General features: G+C 60.9%; 20 protein-coding genes. 18 read left to right on the forward strand and 2 right to left on the reverse strand.

The window, feature by feature from the left end:
* Nucleotides 1-15 precede the first annotated feature (15 nt).
* The 5 genes from EV130_RS11425 (at nt 16) to olsB (ending at nt 5,741) form a co-directional block, all read left to right on the forward strand.
* Nucleotides 16-1,113, forward strand: a complete 1,098-nt coding sequence (locus EV130_RS11425) for a class I SAM-dependent methyltransferase (RefSeq protein WP_132660332.1) — start codon at nt 16-18, stop codon at nt 1,111-1,113.
* On the forward strand, nt 1,110-1,970 hold the full coding sequence (locus tag EV130_RS11430) for a TrmH family RNA methyltransferase (RefSeq protein WP_074059984.1): 861 nt from the start codon (nt 1,110-1,112) through the stop codon (nt 1,968-1,970). The genes EV130_RS11425 and EV130_RS11430 overlap by 4 nt, the downstream gene beginning before the upstream one ends.
* Nucleotides 1,967-2,470: a signal peptidase II gene (gene lspA / locus EV130_RS11435; protein ID WP_074059983.1), complete on the forward strand. Its 504-nt coding sequence runs from the start codon at nt 1,967-1,969 to the stop codon at nt 2,468-2,470. The genes EV130_RS11430 and lspA overlap by 4 nt, the downstream gene beginning before the upstream one ends.
* 55 nt (nt 2,471-2,525) lie before the next feature.
* The gene (locus tag EV130_RS11440) at nt 2,526-4,763 is read left to right on the forward strand and encodes a hybrid sensor histidine kinase/response regulator (protein ID WP_132660334.1); all 2,238 of its coding nucleotides are present in this window, start codon (nt 2,526-2,528) and stop codon (nt 4,761-4,763) included.
* A 99-nt stretch (nt 4,764-4,862) separates the two neighbouring features.
* Nucleotides 4,863-5,741: a l-ornithine N(alpha)-acyltransferase gene (gene olsB / locus EV130_RS11445; protein ID WP_196776322.1), complete on the forward strand. Its 879-nt coding sequence runs from the start codon at nt 4,863-4,865 to the stop codon at nt 5,739-5,741.
* A 229-nt stretch (nt 5,742-5,970) separates the two neighbouring features.
* On the opposite strand, the gene EV130_RS11450 is transcribed toward olsB, so the two are convergent.
* Entirely contained in the window at nt 5,971-8,253 is a 2,283-nt protein-coding gene (locus EV130_RS11450; RefSeq protein ID WP_074059980.1) for an NADP-dependent malic enzyme, read from the reverse strand.
* A 113-nt stretch (nt 8,254-8,366) separates the two neighbouring features.
* Here EV130_RS11450 and mutS point away from each other — a divergent pair, with 113 nt between their 5' ends.
* The 4 genes from mutS (at nt 8,367) to murJ (ending at nt 15,959) form a co-directional block, all read left to right on the forward strand.
* On the forward strand, nt 8,367-11,093 hold the full coding sequence (gene mutS / locus EV130_RS11455) for a DNA mismatch repair protein MutS (protein WP_132660336.1): 2,727 nt from the start codon (nt 8,367-8,369) through the stop codon (nt 11,091-11,093).
* 8 nt (nt 11,094-11,101) lie between these two features.
* Nucleotides 11,102-11,377, forward strand: coding sequence for a hypothetical protein (locus EV130_RS11460; protein ID WP_132660338.1), 276 nt, complete (start codon nt 11,102-11,104; stop codon nt 11,375-11,377).
* 110 nt (nt 11,378-11,487) lie between these two features.
* Nucleotides 11,488-14,382, forward strand: a complete 2,895-nt coding sequence (locus EV130_RS11465) for a [protein-PII] uridylyltransferase (RefSeq protein WP_074059977.1) — start codon at nt 11,488-11,490, stop codon at nt 14,380-14,382.
* Nucleotides 14,379-15,959 carry a murein biosynthesis integral membrane protein MurJ gene (gene murJ, locus EV130_RS11470; protein ID WP_132551150.1) on the forward strand — a complete coding sequence of 527 codons (1,581 nt, stop codon included), beginning with the start codon at nt 14,379-14,381 and terminating at the stop codon, nt 15,957-15,959. The genes EV130_RS11465 and murJ overlap by 4 nt, the downstream gene beginning before the upstream one ends.
* A 16-nt stretch (nt 15,960-15,975) precedes the next feature.
* Here the strand turns inward: murJ and EV130_RS11475 are convergent, their stop codons facing one another.
* Complete coding sequence (locus tag EV130_RS11475) at nt 15,976-16,401, reverse strand: YcbK family protein (protein WP_074059975.1); 426 nt, start codon at nt 16,399-16,401, stop codon at nt 15,976-15,978.
* A 385-nt stretch (nt 16,402-16,786) separates the two neighbouring features.
* Here EV130_RS11475 and EV130_RS11480 point away from each other — a divergent pair, with 385 nt between their 5' ends.
* The 9 genes from EV130_RS11480 (at nt 16,787) to miaB (ending at nt 23,605) form a co-directional block, all read left to right on the forward strand.
* Complete coding sequence (locus tag EV130_RS11480; protein ID WP_074059974.1) at nt 16,787-17,191, forward strand: VOC family protein; 405 nt, start codon at nt 16,787-16,789, stop codon at nt 17,189-17,191.
* A gap of 89 nt (nt 17,192-17,280) precedes the next feature.
* A complete protein-coding gene (trpS, locus tag EV130_RS11485) occupies nt 17,281-18,345 on the forward strand; it encodes a tryptophan--tRNA ligase (RefSeq protein ID WP_132660340.1) in 1,065 nt (354 codons plus the stop codon).
* Between the two features lie 76 nt (nt 18,346-18,421).
* Nucleotides 18,422-18,913 carry a universal stress protein gene (locus tag EV130_RS11490; protein WP_074059973.1) on the forward strand — a complete coding sequence of 164 codons (492 nt, stop codon included), beginning with the start codon at nt 18,422-18,424 and terminating at the stop codon, nt 18,911-18,913.
* A gap of 127 nt (nt 18,914-19,040) precedes the next feature.
* Nucleotides 19,041-19,607 carry a NifU family protein gene (locus EV130_RS11495; protein WP_074059972.1) on the forward strand — a complete coding sequence of 189 codons (567 nt, stop codon included), beginning with the start codon at nt 19,041-19,043 and terminating at the stop codon, nt 19,605-19,607.
* Between the two features lie 77 nt (nt 19,608-19,684).
* On the forward strand, nt 19,685-20,344 hold the full coding sequence (gene tsaB, locus EV130_RS11500) for a tRNA (adenosine(37)-N6)-threonylcarbamoyltransferase complex dimerization subunit type 1 TsaB (RefSeq protein ID WP_132551152.1): 660 nt from the start codon (nt 19,685-19,687) through the stop codon (nt 20,342-20,344).
* 2 nt (nt 20,345-20,346) lie between these two features.
* Nucleotides 20,347-20,841, forward strand: a complete 495-nt coding sequence (locus EV130_RS11505; RefSeq protein ID WP_074059970.1) for a GNAT family N-acetyltransferase — start codon at nt 20,347-20,349, stop codon at nt 20,839-20,841.
* Nucleotides 20,842-20,877: 36 nt separating this feature from the next.
* Nucleotides 20,878-21,306: a Fur family transcriptional regulator gene (locus EV130_RS11510; protein ID WP_022713474.1), complete on the forward strand. Its 429-nt coding sequence runs from the start codon at nt 20,878-20,880 to the stop codon at nt 21,304-21,306.
* A gap of 30 nt (nt 21,307-21,336) precedes the next feature.
* Complete coding sequence (gene olsA, locus EV130_RS11515) at nt 21,337-22,134, forward strand: lyso-ornithine lipid O-acyltransferase (RefSeq protein ID WP_132660512.1); 798 nt, start codon at nt 21,337-21,339, stop codon at nt 22,132-22,134.
* A gap of 49 nt (nt 22,135-22,183) precedes the next feature.
* Nucleotides 22,184-23,605 (forward strand): tRNA (N6-isopentenyl adenosine(37)-C2)-methylthiotransferase MiaB, encoded by a 1,422-nt coding sequence (gene miaB, locus EV130_RS11520; protein WP_074059969.1) that lies wholly within the window; start codon nt 22,184-22,186, stop codon nt 23,603-23,605.
* Nucleotides 23,606-23,621 lie beyond the last annotated feature (16 nt).

Raw genomic sequence — 23,621 nt, forward strand, 5'->3', positions numbered from 1 at the left:
GACGCGGAAATCACGTTGAGACAGAAAGAGCGCCGGCCGGGCCATAAGGCGCAGCCTGCCGGCTCACCCGGCAATCGCCGCTATGACGAACGCTCGGGCCACCCGTCAAAAGCGGTCAAACCTGCGGCCGCGCGCGAGAGCGTGCGGGAGGCGGCCGCGCCTGCTGCAAGCGAGCGGCCGCTAAAGGAGCGCACCGGCAACCGTCCTCATGAGCGCGTTCCTGTCGTTCTGGAATCCCTCGGCGCTGGCGACTTTCACCTCATCGACAGCGGCGCCGGCCTGAAGCTTGAGCAGTACGGCCCCTATCGTATCGTCCGCCCGGAGGGCCAGGCGCTCTGGCAGCCGTCGCTCCCATCTCATGTATGGGAAAAGGTCGACGCGATCTTTGCCGGCGATACGGACGAGGAAGGCACTGGCCGCTGGCGCTTTCCGAAGGAGGCGCTCGGCGAGACCTGGCCGCTGCATCTTCTGGGCGTCGACTTTTATGGGCGCTTTACCTCCTTTCGCCATGTCGGCGTATTTCCGGAACAGATCGTCCACTGGAGCTGGATGAAGGAAAAGGTCGAGGCCGCCGGCAGACCGCTGAAGGTCCTCAATCTTTTCGGCTATACAGGCGTTGCCTCGCTGGTCGCGGCGGCGGCCGGTGCGGAAGTCACCCATGTCGACGCCTCCAAGAGGGCGATCGGCTGGGCACGTGAAAATCAGGCGCTCGGCCGCCTGGAGAAACTGCCGATCCGCTGGATCTGCGAAGACGCGATGAAGTTCATCCTGCGCGAGGAGCGCCGCGGCAATACCTACGACATCATCCTTACCGATCCGCCGAAATTCGGCCGTGGCCCGAACGGCGAAGTCTGGCATCTCTTCGAACACCTGCCTTTGATGCTCGATGTCTGCCGCGAGATCCTGTCACCTCAGGCGCTTGGCCTGGTGCTGACCGCCTATTCCATCCGTGCCAGCTTCTATTCGATCCACGAATTGATGCGCGAGACGATGCGCGGCGCAGGCGGCGTGGTCGAATCCGGCGAGCTCGTGATCCGCGAGGCGGGCCTTGACGGCAAGACGCGGGGCCGCGCGCTATCGACCTCTCTCTTCTCCCGCTGGGTGCCGAAATGAACCATGAACATCGGGGCCATGGCCCCCACAAGGTCGGACATGTGAAAGAGGTGACCTCGCTCGCCAATCCGATCATCAAGGACATCAAGGCACTGGCCAACAAGAAGTCACGCGAGGAGAGCGGCACCTTCATGGCCGAGGGCCTGAAGCTGGTCATCGACGCGATCGAGCTCGGCTGGGCGATCCGCACGCTGGTCTACGCCAAGGCAGCCAAGGGCAAGCCGCTGGTCGAGCAGATGGCGGCAAAGACGGTTGCCTCCGGCGGCCTCGTCCTCGAAGTCAGTGAAAAGATCCTTTCCTCGGTCACGCGGCGTGACAATCCGCAGATGGTGGTCGGCATTTTCGAGAGCCGCTGGAAGCCGCTGAAGGACATCCGTCCGAAGGAGGGAGAGACCTGGATCGCACTCGACCGCGTACGCGATCCCGGCAATCTCGGCACCATCATCCGCACGGCGGATGCCGCAGGTGCTTCCGGCGTCATCCTCATCGGGGAAACGACCGATCCCTTCTCCCTTGAAACGGTGCGCGCCACGATGGGCTCGCTCTTTGCCGTGCCTGTTGCGAAGGCGACGCCAGAGGAATTCATCGGCTGGAAGAAATCCGCCGGCGTGGCCGTCGTGGCCACCCACCTTGCAGGTTCGGTCGATTATCGCACGATCGATTACAAGAAGAAGCCGGTCGTTCTGCTCATGGGCAATGAGCAGGCCGGCCTGCCCGACCAGCTGGCTAAGGAAGCCGACGCACTTGCACGCATCCCGCAGCAGGGCCGTGCCGACTCCCTCAATCTCGCCGTTGCAAGTGCCGTCATGCTATTTGAAGCGCGGCGCCATCTCCTTTCGCTTTCCGAGGGCAAATGACCGATAAGACGCTTGACCGTCCGGCGCTCCTGTCGCGCCCGCTGCCGATCCTGATTTTCATTCTCGTCGCTGTCGCTATCGACCAGATCGTCAAGATCGCGGTCGATCGCTATCTGCCATTGCACGAAGCGGTGCCGATGATCCCGATGCTGGCGCTCTACCGCACCTACAATCTCGGCGTCGCCTTTTCGATGCTGTCGGGCATGGACGGCTGGTTCATCGTCGGCATGCGCCTTGTCATCGTGGCCTTCGTCATCTGGCTCTGGCGTCGCACCTCCAAGGACCGCTGGATTGCCCATAGCGGATTTGCGCTGATCATTGCCGGTGCGCTCGGCAATCTGATCGACCGTTTCCTTTACGGTCATGTCATCGACTACATTCTCTTCCACACCGAAAGCTGGTCCTTCGCCGTCTTCAATCTCGCCGACAGCTTCATCACGGTGGGCGCCGGTTGCGTCATCCTCGACGAGCTTTTGCAACCGAAAAAGACGGAAAGCTAAAATCTTAGGTTTTTCCTGAAGGCATTCGGAACGGCACATATGGTAGCCAGCAATTATGCACAGTCTGGCTCAATTGCAGGAACGTCTCGCCGCCGCATTCGGCGCGTCCGCCAAGCCGCATGATCTGCGGCCGGCAGACGATGTCGTTCAGCCGGCGCCGGCAACACCAAAGCAAAAGCATCGGCTGCGCATCCCGGTCTTTTACTGGCTCGGCGGGCTTGGCCTTTTTGCTGCAATCGCGCTCCTTGCACTCGGGCAGGCAGGCGGACCTCCGCTATTTTCCGCAGGTCTTGCAATCCTTGCCGTAGCACTTGCAGGTTATCTATTGCTGGTGAGGCTGCGCCAGCGGACCGGCAACCAGCCTCAGGCAGGCGACGCCGCTCACGTATTCGCCAATGTTCACGACGCCCTCGGCGACATAACCGTTACCCGAACCATCGACGGGCGGATCATCGGCGCCAATGCCACTTTTCGCCGCCTGACGGGCCGTCTGAAGCCGGAAGGGCAGACCTGCGAACAACTCGGCATCGCCTTTCGCCCTGACGCCGAACCATATCGCTTCGATGTCGAGATCTCGACGCCTCAAGGCCAGCGCATCTTCGCCTGGCATGATGTCGTCACCCGCGATCCGCCGAAGGGACGTCTGCTGCTCCAGAGCGTCGCCCGCGACGTGACGGCCGAGCGCCTTGCAGCGCAGGCGCGAGAGGAGGCACGCCAAAAGGCCGAGTACAACAGTGCGGCAAAATCCCGCTTGCTTGCAACCGTCAGCCATGAAATCCGAACACCACTATCCGGCATTCTCGGGATGACCCATCTGCTTAGCCAGGCGCAGATGACACAGGAGCAGCAGAACTATCTCGACGGCATCCGCCAGTCAGGCCATGCGCTTGCCCAACTCGTCGAAGACCTGCTCGATTTCTCCACAATCGAAGTCGGACGCTTCCAGCTTCGTCCGCGCACCGAATCGCTGCGTCAGCTCTTGGAAAGCGTCGTCGAAATGCTGGCACACCGTGCCCACGAAAAGGGCATCGAGATCGGTGCGACCGTCTCTTCCGACGTGCCTGAATTCATGAGTTTCGATCCGGCGCGGCTGCGTCAGGTCCTATTCAACGTCATCGGCAATGCGGTGAAGTTCACCCAGGTGGGCGGCGTCTTCATCCGTGTATCCTTGCGTAACGACGACCTCGTGATAACGGTGACCGACACCGGCCCGGGAATGACGACGGAGGAGCATTCCCGAATCTTCGGCGAATTCGAGCAGGGAGGAACCATGACGGAAAAGAGCGGCGGCACCGGGCTCGGGCTCACCATCTCCGCCCGCATCATGCGCGAATTCGGCGGTTCGCTGACGGTCGTCAGCGAAAAGGGCAAGGGCAGCGAATTCACGATCCGCTTTCCTGCAAATATTCCAGCAGAGGTTCGCGGCAGCCGCAAATCCCTGCTTGCCGGCAATGTCGTCGTGCTTCTTGCGCCGGACGGTGCAGCCCGCGCCGCAATCGCCGAGACCATCGTCGCTCTCGGCGGCGATTGCCATCTGGTGGCCGACGGCGAAAAGGCTCGCGAGACGCTTCTCTACATTGCCGGGATCGGCCATCGCCCGACGGACATCATCGTCGATCATCGCATGTCCGCGGAGTTTACAGAGCATCTTGCCGACCGCGTCGAAATTGCCGCGCTCGGCTTGCGCAAGACCCTTCTCGTCAACCCGGAAGAGCGTAACGCCCATCCGCTTGATCTCTTCGACGCCTGGCTTATTCGCCCTCTTCGCGAACAGTCGCTGATCGACGTGCTTCGCGGACGCATGCGCGGCATGGAAAAGCGCGATGCGCTGAACGACAACCAGCCCGGCTTTACCGCCGCCATCCCCGAAGCGAACATGCCAGGCGGACTGAATATCCTTCTCGGAGAAGACGATCCGATCAACGCGATGCTTGTCCGCGCCATGCTGGAGAAGGGCGGACATAAGGTTCGACATGTCGAAGACTTCGAGACGTTGCTCGATTGCGCCCTTGCCGAAGGCAGCATGCGGCCCGACATCGTCATCAGCGATCTCACGATGCCGGGCGGCGAAGGTGTGGAAATGATCGGCCGGTTGCGCGGTCACGAACGGCGGCTGCAGGTCGTTCCGGTGCCGGTCATCGTGCTGACTGCCGACAAACGCGACGAGTCGCGCCGCCAGGTCCTGCTTGCCGGCGCAAACCGGGTGATGCTGAAACCTGTCGACCCAATCCGGCTATTGACGGAAGTCCATGCCGTTGCAGCTCTTTCCGCCCGCCGGGCCGAAGCGCTCTGAGCAGAGTGACACAAGCGTCGTTTTTCCGTAAAATCCATGTCACTTTCCTGTCGTACAGAAGTGTTTTATGACACGCCATGAGCCGGCAACGGGAGAATCATCATGTCCATCGACATCCTTAATCGCGACACGACGCCGGAGATTTCTCCGCCTGCAGCGACCGTCGCGCCGAAGGAAGGCGACGTCCTGGGCCGCATTGGCAACCTGGAAACCCGCCTTGCGCGCACTGCTTGCGAGATCGATGCTGCGCAGCATGTGCGCTACCGCGTTTTCGTTCAGGAAATGCAGGCGCAGCTTCCGCCAGAGGCCATGCGCCGCGAACGCGACTTCGACGCCTACGATGCATTCTGCGATCACCTTCTCGTCCTCGACCGCTCGATCGAAGGTGATAGCGAAGACCAGATCGTCGGAACCTACCGCCTGCTGCGCCAGGACGTGGCAATGGCAAATGGCGGTTTTTACTCGGCTTCCGAATTCGCGATCGGCGAGCTTCTGGCGCGCCATCCAGACAAGCGCTTCATGGAACTCGGCCGCTCCTGCGTGCTGCCGGAATACCGCACGAAACGCACCGTCGAACTTCTCTGGCAGGGCAACTGGGCCTATGCCTTGAAACACGGCATGAGCGCCATGTTCGGCTGCGCCTCTCTGCCGGGTGTGCATCCGGAGAGCCATGCGCTGGCACTTTCCTTCCTGCACCACACGGTCCTTGCCAAGGGCGAATGGGCGGTCGGCGCTCTGCCGGGACGAGCTCGCAGCATGGATCTCATGCCGCCGGAGGCCGTCAACCCGAAGAAGGCGCTGATGGCCCTTCCGCCGCTGATCAAGGGCTACCTTCGCCTCGGCGCCATGGTCGGCTCCACCGCGGTGGTGGACCACGCGTTCAACACGACGGACGTGCTGATCGTGCTGCCGATCGCGAGCATTTCGGATCGCTATTTGAACTACTACGGCGCTGACGCCGGCCGTTTCGCAAGCTGATTTTTGAAAAGATCGAGCTGGCGGCGCATTCTGGTGATCTCGTCAGATGGAAGCGAGGCGTTCACTCCTTCTGATGCCCTCTCGCGCCGCCGTCGCATCCAACCTTCCCCGCCTCCCTATCCGTTGGGGAGACGGGGAGAGTTTCGCATGGGTTCTGGCGATGCCGAAGATGGGCAAGCAGCGTCGCGAGGCCCTGCTTTCCAGCGGGAGAAGGTAGCTCGCCTGGCTGCTATCCCGCCGAATAAGCCGCGATCGCCGCCATGTTGACGATGTCGGAGTCCTTGGCGCCCATCGAGGTGATCTGAATGGCCTTGTCGAGACCGACAAGGATCGGGCCGATGACCGTCGAACCGCCGAGTTCCTGCAGCATCTTCGTCGAGATCGAAGCAGAGTGGAAGGCCGGCATGACCAGCACGTTGGCGGGAGCCGACAAGCGGCAGAACGGGTACTGTTCCATCACCTTTCGGTTCAGCGCCACGTCGGCTGCCATTTCGCCATCATACTCGAAATCGACGCGGCGCTTGTCGAGGATCTTCACGGCTTCGCGCACGCGCTCGGAACGTTCGCCCGAAGGATGACCGAAGGTGGAATAGGCGAGCAGCGCAACGCGCGGCTGATAGCCCATGCGGCGCGCAAGGCCCGCCGCTTCTTCGGCGATATCGGCCAGCTCCTCGGCAGTCGGCATATCATGAACCGCAGTATCTGCCACAAAGACCGCCCGGCCGCGGACAATCACCAGCGATACGCCGATGACGCGGTGGCCCGGCTTCTCGTCGATGCAGCGCCGCACGTCCTCCAGCGCCGTCGAATAATTGCGCGTAATGCCGGTCACCATGCCGTCCGCATCGCCAAGGGCCACCATCGTCGCGGCGAAATGATTGCGATCGTTGTGGATCAGGCGCTGTGCATCGCGGTGCAGATAGCCCTTCCGCTGCAGCCGGGCGTAGAGGTAGTCGGTGTAGGCCTCGATGCGCGTCGAAATGCGCGCATTGACGATCTCGAGGCCGGGCCGGTTGAGGTCGATCCCTGCCCGCTCCGCCGTCGCCCTGATCAGGTCTTCGCGGCCGAGAAGAATTGCCGTGCCGAGCTGCTGGTTGGCGTAGGACATCGCCGCGCGCATGACCTGCTCTTCTTCCGCCTCGGCAAAAACCATCCGTTTCGGACGGCGGCGAACCCGCTCGTAGAGGCTCGCAAGCGTCGACGCGATCGGATCGCGCCTTGCCGACAGCTCGCGGCGATAGCCGTCCATGTCGGTGATCACCTTGCGGGCAACGCCAGTTTCGATCGCAGCCTGCGCGACGGCGGCCGGGATTGCCGAAATGAGGCGCGGATCGAAGGGCACCGGAATGATATATTGCGCGCCAAAGCGCGGGCGGTTGCCCTGATAAGCGGCAACGACGTCGTCGGGCACATCCTCGCGGGCCAGGTTGGCAAGCGCCTTGACGGCGGCGATCTTCATCGCGTCGTTGATCGTGGTTGCCCGCACGTCCAGCGCGCCGCGGAAGATATAAGGAAAACCGAGAACGTTGTTCACCTGGTTCGGGTAATCCGATCGCCCTGTCGCCATGATGGCGTCATCGCGGATGCGCGCGACTTCCTCGGGCGTGATTTCCGGATCGGGGTTTGCCATCGCAAAGATGATCGGCCGGTCGGCCATCGAACGAATCATCTCTTCGGAGAAAGCACCCTTCTGCGACAGGCCGAACACGACGTCTGCACCGTTCATCGCATCTGCCAGCGTGCGAGCCTTTGTCTTTGCCGCGTGTGCCGATTTCCACTGGTTCATGCCCTCGGTGCGCCCCTGATAGATGACGCCCTTGGTGTCGACAAGGGTGATGTTTTCAGGTGCAAAACCCATCGCCTTGACGAGCTCGACACAGGCGATTGCGGCAGCGCCTGCGCCGTTGCAGACGAGTTTCGTTTTTTTCAGGTCACGTCCCGTCAGCTCAAGCGCATTGATGAGGCCGGCCGTTGCAATAATCGCTGTGCCGTGCTGGTCGTCGTGAAAGACCGGAATATCCATCAGCTCGCGGAGACGCTGCTCGATGATGAAGCAGTCTGGCGCTTTGATGTCCTCCAGATTGATGCCGCCGAAAGACGGGCCAAGGAAACGCACACAGTTTATGAACTCGTCGACATTCTCCGTGTCGACCTCAAGATCGATGGAATCGACATCGGCAAAGCGCTTGAAAAGGACCGATTTGCCTTCCATCACCGGCTTGGATGCCAGGGCGCCGAGATTGCCGAGGCCTAGAATTGCTGTGCCGTTGGAAATGACAGCCACCATATTGCCGCGCGTTGTGTAGTCGTAGGCAGTGCCCGGATCGGCGGCAATCGCCTTTACCGGCACCGCGACGCCCGGCGAATAGGCCAGCGACAGATCGCGCTGCGTCGCCATCGGTTTCGTCGGGTTGATTTCCAGCTTCCCGGGCCGGCCCATGGCATGAAACTCGAGCGCTTCACTGTCGGTAACGGACGTCACCGGTTGCGACTTCTTTTCGATATCGGGCATTCTTCCTCCAACGTCCTGTGGGTGACGCCTTGCGCTTCCTCAATGGCGGTTGTCATCTATAGCGGCGGGCGGCTAGGGTTGGCACCTGTTTTTTTTTGGAAAATTGCGCTTCCGTGAACCAACGAATAGACGCCAGGAACGAAGCCTTTTCGGCTGCCGAGCTATCCACGGAGGAAAGCCGTGCCTCGGCCACGCCGATGATGGAGCAATTCATCGAAATCAAGGCGAACAATCCCGACTCGCTGCTCTTCTATCGAATGGGCGATTTTTACGAATTGTTCTTCGAAGACGCCCTGGAAGCCTCGCGGGCGCTGGGCATTACGCTCACGAAGCGCGGTCAGCACATGGGGCAAGATATCCCGATGTGCGGCGTTCCCGTGCATGCCGCCGACGATTACCTGCAGAAGCTGATCGGACTGGGCTTCCGTGTCGCGGTGTGCGAACAGGTGGAAGATCCGGCGGAGGCGAGGAAGCGCGGCTCGAAATCCGTCGTCAAGCGCGATGTCATTCGGCTTGTCACACCGGGAACCATCACCGAAGAAAAGCTGCTATCGCCCTCCGAATCGAACTATCTGATGGCGCTTACCCGGATTCGCGGCGCCTCCGAACCACAGATCGCGCTGGCCTGGATCGACATTTCTACCGGCGTCTTCCGGCTGGCGGAAACAGAGCCATCACGGCTGCTTGCCGACATCCTGCGCATCGATCCCCGCGAACTGATACTGCCCGACACGATGTTTCACGATCCCGAGCTGAAGCCGGTCTTCGACGTGCTCGGCCGCACTGCCGTGCCGCAGCCTTCCGTGCTTTTCGACAGCGCGACGGCAGAAAATCGCATCGCGCGCTATTTCGGAATTTCGACGCTCGACGGTTTCGGCAGTTTCTCCCGCGCCGAACTTGCGGCAGCGGCGGCAGCTGTTGCCTATGTCGAGAAGACGCAGATCGCCGAACGCCCGCCGCTTGGCAAACCGGAGCGCGAGAGCGGCGCCTCGACACTCTTCATAGATCCCGCAACCCGCGCCAATCTGGAGCTTGCCCGCACGCTGTCGGGCGACCGCAACGGCTCTCTGCTCAAAGCAATCGACCGCACGGTCACCGGTGGAGGAGCACGCCTTCTTGCAGAACGGCTGATGTCACCGCTGACCGATCCTGCCGGCATCAACCAGCGGCTGGATTCGATCGGCTTCCTGATGGAGGAGCCGAGGCTTTGCGGCGACCTGCGCGATGGCTTGAAGCATGTGCCGGACATGCCACGCGCACTCTCCCGTCTTGCGCTCGACCGCGGCGGCCCGCGCGATCTCTGGGCGATCCGGCAAGGACTTGCCGCTGCTTGCGACCTTGCAAAGCTGCTCGCCGACGCGCTTTTGCCCGAAGAACTCAATGCGGCCCTTTCCGGGTTGCGGGCCTTGCCTGCAGCTCTTCAATCTCTGCTTGGAGAAATGCTCGCCGACGAACTGCCGCTGTTGAAGCGTGACGGCGGCTTCTTGCGCGACGGTGCCAATGCCGATCTGGATGAAGTTCGCGCGCTTCGCGATCAGTCGCGCCGGGTGATCGCCGGATTGCAGCTCCAATATGCCGATGAGACCGGCATCAGGTCTTTGAAGATCAAGCACAACAATATCCTCGGCTATTTCATCGAAGTGACAGCCGGCAATGCCGGGCCGATGACGGATGCGCCGGAGGCCAAGGCCCGCTTCATCCATCGCCAGACCATGGCAAATGCCATGCGCTTTACGACGACCGAGCTTGCCGACCTGGAAAGCCGGATCGCAAACGCGGCCGACCGCGCGTTGCAGATCGAGCTCGAAGCCTTCGACCGAATGACGGCCGCCGTCGTCGCCGAAGCCGAGGCAATCAAGGCCGGCGCCCGCGCGCTTGCCATCATCGACGTTGCTGCCGGCCTCGCACTCTTGGCGGAGGAGCAGGCCTACTGCCGCCCGCTCGTCGATGCCTCGAAAATGTTTGCGATCGAAGGCGGGCGCCATCCGGTTGTCGAACAGGCGCTGCGGCGTCAGTCCTCCGGCCCTTTCGTTGCCAATAATTGCGATCTCTCGCCTGTCGCGGACGGTAAAGATGGAGCAATCTGGCTGCTGACCGGTCCGAATATGGGCGGCAAGTCGACATTCCTGCGCCAGAACGCGTTGATTGCCATCCTGGCGCAGATGGGATCCTTCGTGCCCGCGAGCTCCGCTCACATCGGCATCGTCGATCGCCTCTTTTCGCGCGTCGGCGCCTCGGACGACCTGGCGCGCGGCCGTTCCACCTTCATGGTCGAGATGGTCGAGACGGCCGCGATCCTCAACCAGGCGACCGACCGCTCTCTCGTCATCCTCGATGAGATCGGCCGCGGCACTGCGACTTTCGACGGCCTGTCGATCGCCTGGGCGGCCGTGGAGCATCTGCACGAGGCAAACCGATGCCGCGGTCTCTTCGCCACGCATTTCCATGAACTGACGGTGCTGTCGGAAAAACTTGACCGGCTATCGAACGCCACCATGCGTGTCAAGGAATGGGACGGCGACGTCATTTTCCTGCACGAAGTGGGACCGGGTGCGGCGGACCGTTCCTACGGCATCCAGGTGGCCAGGCTCGCCGGCCTGCCAGCGTCCGTCGTCGCGCGCGCCCGCGACGTGCTGACGCGGCTGGAAGATGCCGACCGCAAGAACCCGGCAAGCCAGCTGATCGACGATCTGCCGCTGTTCCAGGTGGCGGTGCGGCGCGAGGATGCCAATCGCGGGCCGTCCAAGATCGAGGAAGCGTTGAAGAAAATGAGCCTCGACGACATGACGCCGCGCGAGGCCCTCGAGGCGCTTTACGGACTGAAGAAGCAGCTGAAGTAGGAGCCGTCATGTTCATGCGCAGTCTCGTCCGTGAAACACAGCGCCTCGCCGACATGTTCACCGTGCTCGAAGCACTGCGTAACGCCGACGAGCACGGCAATCCGCGCAGCTGGAATTCGCCCGTCGGCCTGCTCGAAATCACTCGATCCTGCGCCATCATCTGCGAGCTTGCGGCGGCCATTGCCAAAGCGGGCTACCGCGATTGCGACAGACAGACGCTGGAGGAGATTACCAGCGAGGCGCGCAAGGTCCTTTATTCGGTGAACATGCCGGGGGTGGCTTGAAGCTGTCCCTCTTTCCCCCGGCAAGGGAAGGCAACCACCTTTTCGCCAAAATTAAGGGGTCTTGCAGTATGAAGAGCCGTGTCAAACGCGGGGTAAAGAGGCTATAGCGCATGCAGACGAAACGAGACGCGGTCGCACCGCGCGAACAGGAAGCCGCGCCGCGCATGGCAACGATGACTGACATCGATTTCTCCGAGATTCTCGACACGGCCCTGCTGCAAAAACTCTGCGAGGCCGTTGCCGAAGCCAACAGGTCCCGTCCGGACGTGATGCGCTCGGATCTGCTTGCCATACTCAAGAAGGCAAGCATCGACGGCCGCCAAAGGGCCCGCGCGCTTCTTTCTGCCGACGGCAGCGGGCTTGGCTGCGCCCGGCGCATCTCCTGGCTGCAGGACCAGATCATCACGCTACTCTACGAATTCGTCAGCGCACATATTTTCCCGCAGCAGAAGCACAAGTTCGCCGTGACGGCGGTCGGCGGCTACGGCCGCGATACGCTGGCGCCGGGCTCCGACATCGACCTGCTCTTCCTCTTTCAGCCAAGGCCGTCAGAAGAGACGCACAAGGCTGTCGAGTTCATGCTCTATGTGCTGTGGGATATGGGCTTCAAGGTCGGCCACGCGACAAGGACCATCGAGGAGTGTATGGCGCTCTCCAGGTCCGACATGACGATCCGCACGGCCATCCTGGAGATGCGCTACATCTGCGGCCTAAAATCGCTGGCAACGGAGCTCGAGACCCGCTTCGACAAGGAGATCGTGACGGGCACGGGACCGGAATTCATTGCCGCCAAACTTGCCGAACGCGATGAACGCCACCGCAAGGCAGGCGACACACGCTACCTCGTCGAACCCAACGTCAAGGAGGGCAAGGGCGGGCTGCGCGATCTGCACACGCTCTTCTGGATATCGAAATACTACTATCACGTCCGCGACACGGCCGATCTCGTGGCGCTCGGCGTCCTGTCCAAGCACGAGTACCGCGTGTTCGAGAAGGCCGACGATTTTCTCTGGGCGGTGCGCTGCCACATGCACTTTCTGACCGGCAAGGCGGAGGAACGGCTTTCCTTCGACATCCAGCGCGAGATTGCCGAAGCGCTTGGATATCATTCGCGCCCCGGCCTTTCGGCCGTCGAACGTTTCATGAAGCACTACTTCCTGGTGGCAAAGGACGTCGGCGACCTGACGCGCATCCTGTGCGCGGCTCTTGAAGACCAGCAGGCAAAATCGACGCCGGGGCTCACCGGGGTGATCAGCCGTTTTGCCCATCGCAGCCGCAAGATCGCCGGCAGCACGGAATTCATGGAGGATCGAGGCCGCATCGCGCTCGCCAGCCCCGACGTGTTCAAGCACGATCCCGTCAGCATCATCCGCCTCTTCCACGTTGCCGATATCAACGGTCTCGAATTCCATCCCGATGCCCTGAAGCGGGTCACGCGATCGCTCAACCTCATCGACAACAACCTGCGCGAAAACGATGAGGCGAACCGCCTCTTCATGTCGATCCTGACCTCCAAGCGCGACCCGGCACTCATCTTGCGCCGCATGAACGAAGCAGGCGTACTTGGCCGCTTCATTCCGGAATTCGGCAAGATCGTCGCGATGATGCAGTTCAACATGTACCACCACTATACTGTGGATGAGCATCTGATCCGTACCGTCGACGTGCTCTCCGAAATCGACAAGGGCAAGGCCGACGACCTGCATCCCCTCGCCAACAAGCTGATGCCGGGGATCGAAGACCGGGAGGCGCTCTATGTCGCAGTCCTTCTCCATGACATCGCCAAGGGCCGCCAGGAAGACCATTCGATCGCCGGAGCCCGCGTTGCCCGCAAGCTCTGCTCCCGCTTCGGCCTGTCGCAGAAGCAGACGGAACTCGTCGTCTGGCTGATCGAGGAGCATCTGACGATGTCCATGGTTGCCCAGACCCGCGACCTCACCGACCGCAAGACGATCACCGACTTCGCCGATCGCGTTCAATCGCTTGATCGCCTGAAGATGCTGCTCGTCCTGACGATCTGCGATATTCGCGCCGTCGGCCCGGGCGTCTGGAACGGCTGGAAGGGCCAGTTGCTGAGGACGCTCTATTACGAGACCGAACTTCTGCTTGCCGGGGGCTTTTCGGAGGTGTCGCGCAAGGAGCGCGCCAATTCCGCGACCGAAGCGCTGTTCAACGCACTTTCCGATTGGAGCCAGAAGGATCGCAAGATCTACAGCAAGCTGCACTACCAGCCTTACCTGCTTTCCGTGCCGCTGGAAGACCAAGTCCGTCACGCCGATTTCATCCGCCAGGCGGACAAGAACGGCCAGGCACTTGCGACAACCGTGCGAACGGACAGTTTCCACGCGATCACCGAAATCACCGTGCTGTCGCCAGACCACCCGCGGCTGCTTGCCGTTATTGCCGGGGCATGTGCTGCAGCAGGTGCAAACATTGTCGATGCACAGATCTTCACGACCTCGGACGGACGGGCACTGGATACGATCCATGTCAGCCGCGAATTCCAGGATGACGCCGACGAACTTCGCCGCGCCGGCACGATCGGGCGCATGATCGAAGACGTACTGTCGGGCCGCAAGCGGCTGCCAGAAGTCATCGCCACGCGTACGAAGAACCGCAAGAGGAGCAAGGCCTTCGTCATTCCGCCGTCGGTCAACATCACCAACAATCTGTCGAACAAGTTCACTGTCATCGAAGTCGAATGCCTCGACCGCACCGGCCTGCTTTCGGAAATCACCGCCATGCTTTCCGATCTTTCGCTGGACATCCAGTCGGCCCGCATCACCACCTTTGGCGAAAAGGTCATAGACACCTTCTATGTCACAGACCTCGTCGGCCAGAAAATCTCCAGCGACACCAAGCGCGCCAATATCACCGCCCGGCTGAAGGCGGTGATGGCCGGCGAAGAAGATGAGCTTCGCGAGCGCATGCCCTCCGGCATCATCGCGCCTGCCGCCACGCGCACATCGCAGCCGGGCGAAAAGAAAGCCGGGTCTGCGACATGAGCCTCGTCAAGAAATTCGCCACCGTCGGCGGCGCGACCCTCGGCAGCCGCATCTTCGGCTTTGCCCGCGAGACGCTGATGGCAGCCGCCCTTGGCACCGGCTCCATGGCTGACGTCTTCTATGCTGCCTTCCGGTTTCCCAACCTCTTCCGCCGGCTGTTTGCCGAAGGCGCCTTCAACGCAGCCTTCGTGCCGCTATTTGCCAAGGAGATCGAAGCGAACGGTACGGAAGGAGCCAAGCGGTTTTCCGAAGAGGTCTTCGGAGTGCTTTTTTCGGTGCTGCTGCTCATCACCATCGTGATGGAACTTTGCATGCCGCTGCTTGTACGCTTCATCATCGCGCCCGGCTTTGCCGACGATCCGGACAAGTTCTCGACCACCATCCGCATGGCCGCGGTGATGTTCCCCTATCTCATGTGCATGTCGCTGACGGCTATGATGAGCGGCATGCTGAATTCGCTGCACCATTTCTTTGCTGCAGCAGTCGCGCCCGTTTTCCTCAATGTCGTGATGATTGGTGCACTCGTCTACGCAATTTATACCGGCGCCGAGCCGCTCGCGACCGCCTGGTATCTTTCCTGGGGCGTGCTTGCCGCTGGTATCCTGCAGCTCGCCGTCGTATATGTCGGCGTCCTGCACGCCGGCATGAGCATTGGCTTTCGCTTCCCGAAAATGACGCCGAACGTCAAGCGGCTGCTGATCCTTGCAGTTCCCGCTGCCGTCACAGGCGGCATCACACAGATCAACCAGCTGATCGGCCAGGCGATCGCCTCGTCCCGCGATGGTGCGATCGCCGCCCTGCAATATGCCGATCGCATCTACCAGCTGCCGCTCGGCGTCGTTGGCGTTGCCGTCGGTGTCGTATTGCTGCCGGAGCTTGCCCGCGCACTGAAGGGCGGCAACCTGCGCGAAGCCGGGAACCTGCAGAACCGCTCGATCGAATTCGTGCTGTTCCTGACGATCCCCGCCGCCTTCGCCCTTTGGGTGCTTGCTGACGAGATCATCCGCGTGCTTTACGAACGTGGCGCCTTCCATCAGGACAACACGGCCCTTGTCGGCTCGATCCTCGCAATCTACGGCATCGGCCTGCCGGCCTTCGTGCTCATCAAGGCGCTGCAGCCGGGCTTTTACGCCCGCGAGGATACCAAGACGCCGATGCGCTTTTCAGCCGTTGCTGTCGGCGTCAACTGCGCCACGGCGCTGGCGCTTTTTCCCTATCTTGGCGCACCAGGCATTGCAGTGGCTGAAGCAACCGCCGGCTGGATCAGCACGGTTCTGCTTTTCGCGACGCTGCTTTCCCGCGGTCATCTCGCCTGGGAATGGGCGCTCGCTCGCCGGGCAGCCCTACTCGTCGTTTCGGCGGCCGTGATGAGCGGCGTCATCGTCTTTTTGCAGCATCGCTGGGAACCCTGGCTCGCTTCCAGTGCCCATCTGGCGACCAAGGTCGGTACGCTTGGCCTTTTGATCGCCATTTCGATGGCCGTCTATTTCGCGACCGCCTTTTTGATCGGCGGCGCCGACCTCGGCATGATCCGGCGAAACCTCAACCGGAAAACCGCGCCCAAAGCAAAGGGCTGAACGGCAGCATTGGCTGTCAGCAATGGCGCCAGCGCCGCTTCGGCCCGATATCGACGTGGACGATGCCGTTGCAGTAGCGCCCGATACCGCCGATACCCGGCGCCGTCTGTGCTGCCGCGATGATCGCTTGTTCCGATAAGCCCGGCACGCGGATGTCGGCTGCGTTGCAATGGCGATGTTGAGAATGGGAGCGTCCGGAGTGGCGAAGACCGGACGTCACCATCGGGATTCGGCCGGTCTTGGCCGAGATATGCGCGAGAATCGCTCTGAGTTTCGGCGGGAAGCAGCCGACTTTGACACTGACGGTCTGAACCGTATAGGCCTGTGACGTTGTGTGTTTAAGGAGTCTTACTGGGGGTTTTTTAGCGTTCTGTGCGCCTGCCTCGGCGTAGCAGGACAAAGCGAACAAGCCAGCAAGAACGAGTGATAAAATCGTGTGCATGACGTCCCCTCCAGGTAGAGCGCGGCCGGTTAATCGCCGGGCTCGGATTGGCGCCGAGAACGTTCATTCAAAAAATGGCCAATTTGTGAAATTTTATACTTATATGAAAAGTGAATCATCCTCATATTGCTGGGGTCTATATAAAAGTCATAACTCAAATTGAGTATAAATTACTCTCTACCTTTCGATGAAAAACAAGGCCTTGCAACGAATATTTACTAGAAGGGGTGTGAAGCCGAAGAAGGGCAGTCATAATGCGAAATAGCGGTCTTTAAACGCCGGAGAATGAGGCAATAAGAAGATGCCAATCGTATCGGACGACGCTCGCATCTGACCCAAAGAGGCCGCGACAGATTAACGAGACCCGGCAACTGAAGGCTTGCAGATGTCCCAATCCCTCTTTCTCGTCACCCTCGTCGTCGACGACTATGATCGTGCAAAGGCCTTCTACTGCGGAGCGCTCGAATTCGACTGCCTGCAGGACGAAGTGCAGCCGGAAGGCAAGCGCTGGGTAGTCGTCAAACCGAAGGGCGGGGATGGAGCAGCCTTCCTTCTTGCCAAAGCAGTCGACGAAACACAGAAAGCGGCGATCGGAAATCAAACCGGCGGGCGTGTCGGGTTCTTCTTGAAGACCGATGATTTTGCGCGAGATCATGCCGCCATGCTGGCCAGCGGCGTGCGCTTCCTCGAACAGCCCCGGCATGAAATTTACGGCACCGTGGCCCAATTTCTGGATCCTTACGGCAATAGTTTCGACCTCATCTGTCACGCCGCACCCACCGCCTCTTGATTGCGGCACAGAGCACGTGCATAAGCCGCCGCGTTAGCAACATGGGCGACTGCGCCCTGGGGCCCTCCACCAGCCTAATCGAGGACAAGGTGACCGAATTCAAGAAACTTGTATTTTCCGGCGTTCAGCCGACCGGAAATCTCCATCTCGGCAACTATCTCGGCGCAATCCGCAAGTTCGTGGCGCTGCAGGAAGGCAATGACTGCATCTATTGCGTCGTCGATCTGCACTCGCTGACGGCGCAGCTCGTGCACGACGACCTGCCGGGCCAGATCCGCTCGATCGCCGCAGCCTTCATCGCCTCCGGCATCGATCCGCAAAGGCATATCGTTTTCAATCAATCGGCCGTGCCGCAGCATGCCGAGCTCGCCTGGATCTTCAATTGCGTCGCCCGCATCGGCTGGATGAACCGCATGACGCAGTTCAAGGACAAGGCCGGCAAGGACCGCGAAAATGCTTCCCTCGGCCTGCTTGCCTATCCGAGCCTGATGGCGGCCGACATCCTCGTTTATCGCGGCACGCATGTTCCGGTCGGTGACGACCAGAAACAGCATCTTGAACTCGCCCGCGACATCGCGATGAAGTTCAACCTCGATTATCAGGACCACATTCGCCGAGCCGGCCGCGGTATCGACATTATCGTCGGCGACGAGCCGGTGCACGCCTTTCTTCCGATGGTCGAACCGTTGATCGAAGGCCCCGCTCCGCGCGTGATGTCTCTGCGCGACGGTACGAAGAAGATGTCGAAATCCGATCCCTCCGATCTGTCGCGCATCAATCTGCTCGACGACGAGGAAGCCATCTCGAAGAAGATCCGCAAGGCCAAGACCGACCCGGACGGCCTGCCGGGCGAGATTGAGGGCCTTAAGGGGCGCCCGGAAGCCGACAATCTCGTCGGCATATATGCAGCTCTTGCCGACAAGACGAAGACCGAGGTGCTTGCCGAATTCGGCGGCCAGCAGTTCTCCGTCTTCAAGCCGGCGCTTGTCGATCTCGCCGTTGAGGTACTCTCGCCGATCACCGGCGAAATGCGCCGCCTGCTCAACGATACGAGCCATATCGACGCAATCCTGCGCAACGGCGGCGAACGCGCCCGGGCGCGCGCCGAAGCGACCATGAAGGATGTCCGTGACATCATCGGCTTCCTCTACTAGGCATGCCTTCTGAGGCGAGTCCCCTTCAATGACGGGGGCTTGCAAATTTCCCGGTTAAGGTGTCAGAGTCGGCGCCATGGTATCAAAGCGACTCTCACGGCTCGAAGGGCATCGCCGCAAATTCATGGCGGTGATCGATGGCACACCCGAATGCCAGAGCGCTGTGCATTATGCCGGCCGGCGCGCCAAGAATTCCAATGGCGGACTGGTGCTTGTCTACGTGATTCCCGAAGGTGATTTTCAGCAATGGCTGGGCGTCGAGGAGATCATGCGCGCCGAAGCCCGTGAGGAAGCCGAAGCCGTCGTTGCCAAAGCGGCGCAGGTGGTACGCGAAATGATCGGCATCGAGCCGGAAATCGTCATCCGCGAGGGAAGTGCGGTCGAGGAGATCAATGCGGTGATCGAAGAAGATCGCGACATCGCGATCCTGGTGCTGGCTGCAAGCTCCGCCAAGGAAGGCCCTGGACCGCTGGTGTCGTCCGTTGTCGGAAAAGCCGCGGCTTTCCCGATCCCCGTCACCGTCCTGCCTGATACCTTGACGAACGAAGAACTGGATGCGCTGGCATAAGTTGTGCTGCAGAATGCGGCTATTTCTGGAGTCTTTGTCTCTTGATTAGCGCCGCCAATCGGCTTATTTTCTTTTGAAGAATTCTAAAGACGGCCTGAGCGACGACCTGGCCCGCATGGAGAGCGAAATGTTCATTCAGACCGAAGCCACGCCGAATCCGGCCACACAGAAGTTCCTGCCGGGCAAGGTGGTGATGGAAACCGGCACTGCCGAATTCCGCAGCGCCAAGGAGGCCCAGGCTTCGCCGCTTGCTGCGCGCCTTTTTGAAATTCCGGGCGTGACCGGTGTCTATTTCGGCTACGATTTCATTTCCGTCTCCAAGGAGAACCAGGAATGGCAGCACCTGAAACCCGCCATCCTTGGCTCTATCATGGAACACTTCATGTCCGGAAAGCCGGTCATGGGCGACGCTTCGGTACTTTCGGAAGAGCTCGATGCCGGAGGTGAATTCTTCGATGCGGCCGACGAGACCATCGTGCTCACCATCAAGGAACTCCTTGAAACCCGCGTTCGCCCGGCAGTGGCCCAGGATGGCGGCGATATCACGTTCCGCGGCTTCAAGGATGGCAAGGTCTATCTCAACATGAAGGGCTCCTGCGCCGGCTGCCCCTCGTCCACGGCGACACTGAAGCATGGCGTCCAGAACCTGCTTCGTCACTTCGTTCCCGAAGTGCAGGAAGTCATCGCCGCCTGACGATTTGTCCGAAATTCAGCCGGCTTAGCATTGCGCCGGCTGAATTTGTGGTAGGCTTTTATTCGGAAATTGATGGCATGATTGTTCTGGCGCTCGACACGGCTGGTGTAGATTGCGCTGCCGCTGTCTACGACAGCGGCAGGGATATGGTGCTGGGGGAGGCATCCGATCTGATCGGCAAGGGCCATGCAGAGCATTTGATGGGAATTGTCGACCGCGTGCTCAGCCAGGCGGACATGAAACTTGCAATGGTCGAACGCATTGCAGTCACCGTCGGTCCCGGCTCCTTTACAGGCATCCGCGTCGGTGTCGCCGCAGCTCGCGGTTTCGGCCTTGCGCTCAATATCCCAACCGTCGGCATCACGACGCTCGAGACCATGGCCGCCGCCCGGCGCGAAAAGACACCCGGGCGCCCTGTTCTTGCCGCCATGGACGCCAAGCGCGGCGAAATCTACCTCCAGAGTTTTTCTGCCGACGGCCCGGCGCTCGATGAACCTCGCGCAGTGCCGATCGAGGAGGCGAAAAGGATTGCGGCAGCCTTTGCCGGCGAAATTACAGGTTCGGCTACACCGCTCCTGAAGCCGGACGCTTCGGGCGAACACGCCAATCATTTTCCCATTTCCATCGTGGCACGCCTCGGTGCAGCCGCCGATCCCGGTTCAGGAAAGCCGAAGCCTCTTTATCTACGCGGACCCGACGCCAAACCGCAGGCAGGGTTCGCGATCGCGCGAGTGTGACCATGCTGGAATCTTATCTCACTCTGAAGCCCGAATTCGAGATCATCGCCATGGGCAGCGACGATTGCCGAGCGGTCGCTGCGCTGCATGGCGAACGATTTGCCCGCCCCTGGGGTGACGGCGAATTCCACAGCCTGCTCAGCCAGGACAATGTCTTCGGCTTCGTGGCGCACCAGACCAACGCTTTCTTGAAAAAACCGCTGCCGGGCTTCGTGCTCGCGCGCCAGGTCGCAGGCGAAGCCGAAATCCTTTCGATCGCCGTACAGGCGAAAGTTGCCCGTGCCGGCCTCGGCTGGCGGCTGATGCAGGCAGCAATGCGTGAAGCCAAGCTGCGCGGTGGTGAGAGCATGTTCCTCGAAGTCGACGACGGCAATGCCGCCGCCCTCGGCCTCTACCAGAAGCTCGGCTTCGAGAAAGTCGGCGAGCGCCGCGGATACTACAAGGACGCGAACGGCGCCGTTTCCACGGCGCTTGTCATGAAGCGCGTTCTTCGCTAGTTCCGTTGAGAATTGGAATCTGAATGAAGGCCGCCAATGACCGACGCAGCCAAGACCCTTGAGGAGCTTTGCACCGAGCGCGGCATGCGAATGACCGAACAGCGCCGCGTGATCGCTCGCATCCTGGAAGAGTCGGCAGATCACCCGGATGTCGAGGAACTCTATCGCCGTTCCGCGAAGGTCGACGCGAAGATTTCGATTTCCACGGTCTATCGAACAGTCAAGCTGTTTGAGGATGCCGGCATCATCGCCCGCCATGACTTCCGCGACGGCCGCTCGCGCTATGAAACGGTGCCGGAAGAACATCACGACCACCTGATAGACCTGAAGAACGGCGTTGTCATCGAATTCCGCTCGCCGGAGATCGAAGCGCTGCAGGAGCGCATTGCCCGTGAGCATGGCTTCCAGCTTGTCGATCATCGGCTGGAGCTTTACGGCATTCCGTTGAAGAAAGACGAACGCTGAACCGATGACAGCAGCCGCATGGAGCTCGCGTTGATCGTCTGGCTGCGCATCGCCTATGCCGCAGTCGTCGTCGCTGCCGCCAGCATTGTGCTGATGCCCCTCCAGCTTCTCGGCCTCCGTTTCGACTGGAAGCTTCGCCGCATCCTTCCGCGCCTGTGGCACCGCGCTGCCTGCCACGCCCTCGGCATTCGCGTGAAGGTTCACGGCAAGCTTGAGGGGCGCCGACCGCTGATGCTATGCGTCAATCATGCATCGTGGATGGACATCATGGTGATGTCCTCGGTCGCCGATGTCGCCTTCATCGCCAAGATAGAAGTGCGCGACTGGCCCATCTTCGGCCTGCTTGCCCGGCTGCAGAAAAGCGTCTTCATCGCGCGCGAAGAGAAGCGAAAGACCGGCAATCAGGCAAGCGAGATCGCCGCCCGCATGGCGCGCGGCGAAATCATCGTGCTGTTTCCGGAAGGCACGACCTCGGACGGCAATCGCCTGCTGGAAGTCAAGTCCTCGCTTTTCGGGGCGGCCGCCATGGCCGTGCCGCACTCGCCGAACGGTTCCGTCTTCGTGCAGCCGGTTGCGATTGCCTACACAAAGGCGCACGGCGTTGCGATGGGCCGCTATCATCGACCGCTGGCCGGCTGGCCAGGCGACGTGGAACTCGTGCCGCACCTGATCGACGTCGTGAAATGCGCCGCCCTCGATGCCGAGGTCTGCTTCGGCGAGGCGGTCGAATACCGTTCGGATTCGAACCGGAAGGATGTCAGCGCCACCATAGCACGGCGTATCCGTGCAATGCTCAACAGCCGCCTTCGCGGCCGTGAAATCCCCTGAGGCAAGATTTCGATTTTCTAGAGGGCAAAAAACCACTAAATAGCCGGCCATGACCCAAGACAGCGCCCTTCTTCCGGCCCCGGAGATCATCCCCAGCAAGGACCTTCGCGATGGCACCAACAGCCGCAAGGTTTTCATCAAGACCTATGGCTGCCAGATGAACGTCTACGATTCGATGCGCATGAGCGATGCACTGGCCCGCGACGGCTACGAGCCGACGGAGAACATGGATGAGGCGGATCTCGTTCTCCTGAATACCTGCCATATCCGCGAAAAGGCGGCCGAAAAGGTTTATTCGGCGCTCGGTCGGCTGCGCGAGATGAAAAAGAAGAAGGCCGCCGATGGGCGCGAGATGATGATCGGCGTGACCGGCTGCGTTGCCCAGGCCGAAGGCGAAGAAATCCTCCGCCGCGCGCCTGCCGTCGATGTCGTCATCGGCCCGCAGACCTATCACCGCCTGCCGGACGCGCTGCGGCGCGCCAAGCAGGGCCATCGCGTCGTCGATACGGAATATGCGCTGGAGGACAAGTTCGAGCATCTGCCGATTGCCGAAAGCAGGAAGATCCGCTCGCGCGGCGTGACCTCGTTCCTTACGGTGCAGGAAGGCTGTGACAAGTTCTGTACCTTCTGCGTCGTACCCTACACGCGTGGCTCGGAAACCTCCCGCCCAGTCAGCCAGATTGTCGAGGAGGCGCAAAAACTCGTCGAAGGCGGAGTGCGCGAGATCACATTGCTCGGCCAGAACGTCAACGCGTGGCACGGCGCCGGGGCCAATGGCGAAGAATGGAGCCTTGGCGATCTACTTTATCGCCTCGCTGAAATTCCAGGCCTTGCGCGGCTTCGCTACACCACCAGCCACCCGCGTGACATGGACGACCGCCTCATCGGGGCACATCGCGATCTGCGGGCGCTGATGCCCTACTTGCACCTGCCCGTGCAGGCAGGCTCGGACCGGATCCTGAAGGCCATGAACCGCCGCCATACGGCAGCCGAATATATCATGCTGATCGAGCGCATCCGCGCCGCCCGCCCCGATATCGCGCTTTCGGGTGATTTCATCGTCGGTTTTCCTGGGGAGACAGACAAGGATTTTGAAGCTACACTGCAACTGGTGGAGGAGATCGGCTATGCGCAGGCTTTCTCCTTTAAGTATTCGACGCGGCCGGGTACGCCCGGAGCGGAACTGAAGGACCAGGTGCCGGAAGAGATCAAGGCAGAACGGCTTGAGCGCCTGCAGGCGCTTCTCCTCAAGCAGACGCAGGAATTCAACACGTCCTGCATCGGCAAGGAGATTGATTTGTTGCTTGAAAAGCCCGGTCGCATGCCAGGACAGCTTATCGGCCGTTCTCCCTGGCTTCAGTCAGTGAATGTTGATGCAAAAGCATCGCAAATCGGTGACATTATAAAAGTGCGAATCACCGGAACCGGAACGAACAGCCTGTTTGCCGAGTTTGCAGAGGCTGAGGTTTAACCTAGGGAGCTCGACC

It is taken from the genome of Rhizobium azibense, from assembly GCF_004342325.1.
GTDB lineage: Bacteria > Pseudomonadota > Alphaproteobacteria > Rhizobiales > Rhizobiaceae > Rhizobium > Rhizobium etli_B.

What these genes read in the sequence shown, in the direction of transcription:
- EV130_RS11465 (WP_074059977.1), top strand. Translation starts at nt 11,488, where the DNA reads ATGCAGACGAAACGAGACGCGGTCGCACCGCGCGAACAGGAAGCCGCG.
- lspA (WP_074059983.1), top strand. Translation starts at nt 1,967, where the DNA reads ATGACCGATAAGACGCTTGACCGTCCGGCGCTCCTGTCGCGCCCGCTG.
- EV130_RS11510 (WP_022713474.1), top strand. Translation starts at nt 20,878, where the DNA reads ATGACCGACGCAGCCAAGACCCTTGAGGAGCTTTGCACCGAGCGCGGC.
- EV130_RS11430 (WP_074059984.1), top strand. Translation starts at nt 1,110, where the DNA reads ATGAACCATGAACATCGGGGCCATGGCCCCCACAAGGTCGGACATGTG.
- EV130_RS11440 (WP_132660334.1), top strand. Translation starts at nt 2,526, where the DNA reads ATGCACAGTCTGGCTCAATTGCAGGAACGTCTCGCCGCCGCATTCGGC.
- EV130_RS11480 (WP_074059974.1), top strand. Translation starts at nt 16,787, where the DNA reads ATGTCCCAATCCCTCTTTCTCGTCACCCTCGTCGTCGACGACTATGAT.
- miaB (WP_074059969.1), top strand. Translation starts at nt 22,184, where the DNA reads ATGACCCAAGACAGCGCCCTTCTTCCGGCCCCGGAGATCATCCCCAGC.
- murJ (WP_132551150.1), top strand. Translation starts at nt 14,379, where the DNA reads ATGAGCCTCGTCAAGAAATTCGCCACCGTCGGCGGCGCGACCCTCGGC.
- tsaB (WP_132551152.1), top strand. Translation starts at nt 19,685, where the DNA reads ATGATTGTTCTGGCGCTCGACACGGCTGGTGTAGATTGCGCTGCCGCT.
- EV130_RS11450 (WP_074059980.1), bottom strand. Translation starts at nt 8,253, where the DNA reads ATGCCCGATATCGAAAAGAAGTCGCAACCGGTGACGTCCGTTACCGAC.
- EV130_RS11460 (WP_132660338.1), top strand. Translation starts at nt 11,102, where the DNA reads ATGTTCATGCGCAGTCTCGTCCGTGAAACACAGCGCCTCGCCGACATG.
- EV130_RS11490 (WP_074059973.1), top strand. Translation starts at nt 18,422, where the DNA reads ATGGTATCAAAGCGACTCTCACGGCTCGAAGGGCATCGCCGCAAATTC.
- EV130_RS11495 (WP_074059972.1), top strand. Translation starts at nt 19,041, where the DNA reads ATGTTCATTCAGACCGAAGCCACGCCGAATCCGGCCACACAGAAGTTC.
- EV130_RS11505 (WP_074059970.1), top strand. Translation starts at nt 20,347, where the DNA reads ATGCTGGAATCTTATCTCACTCTGAAGCCCGAATTCGAGATCATCGCC.
- EV130_RS11475 (WP_074059975.1), bottom strand. Translation starts at nt 16,401, where the DNA reads ATGCACACGATTTTATCACTCGTTCTTGCTGGCTTGTTCGCTTTGTCC.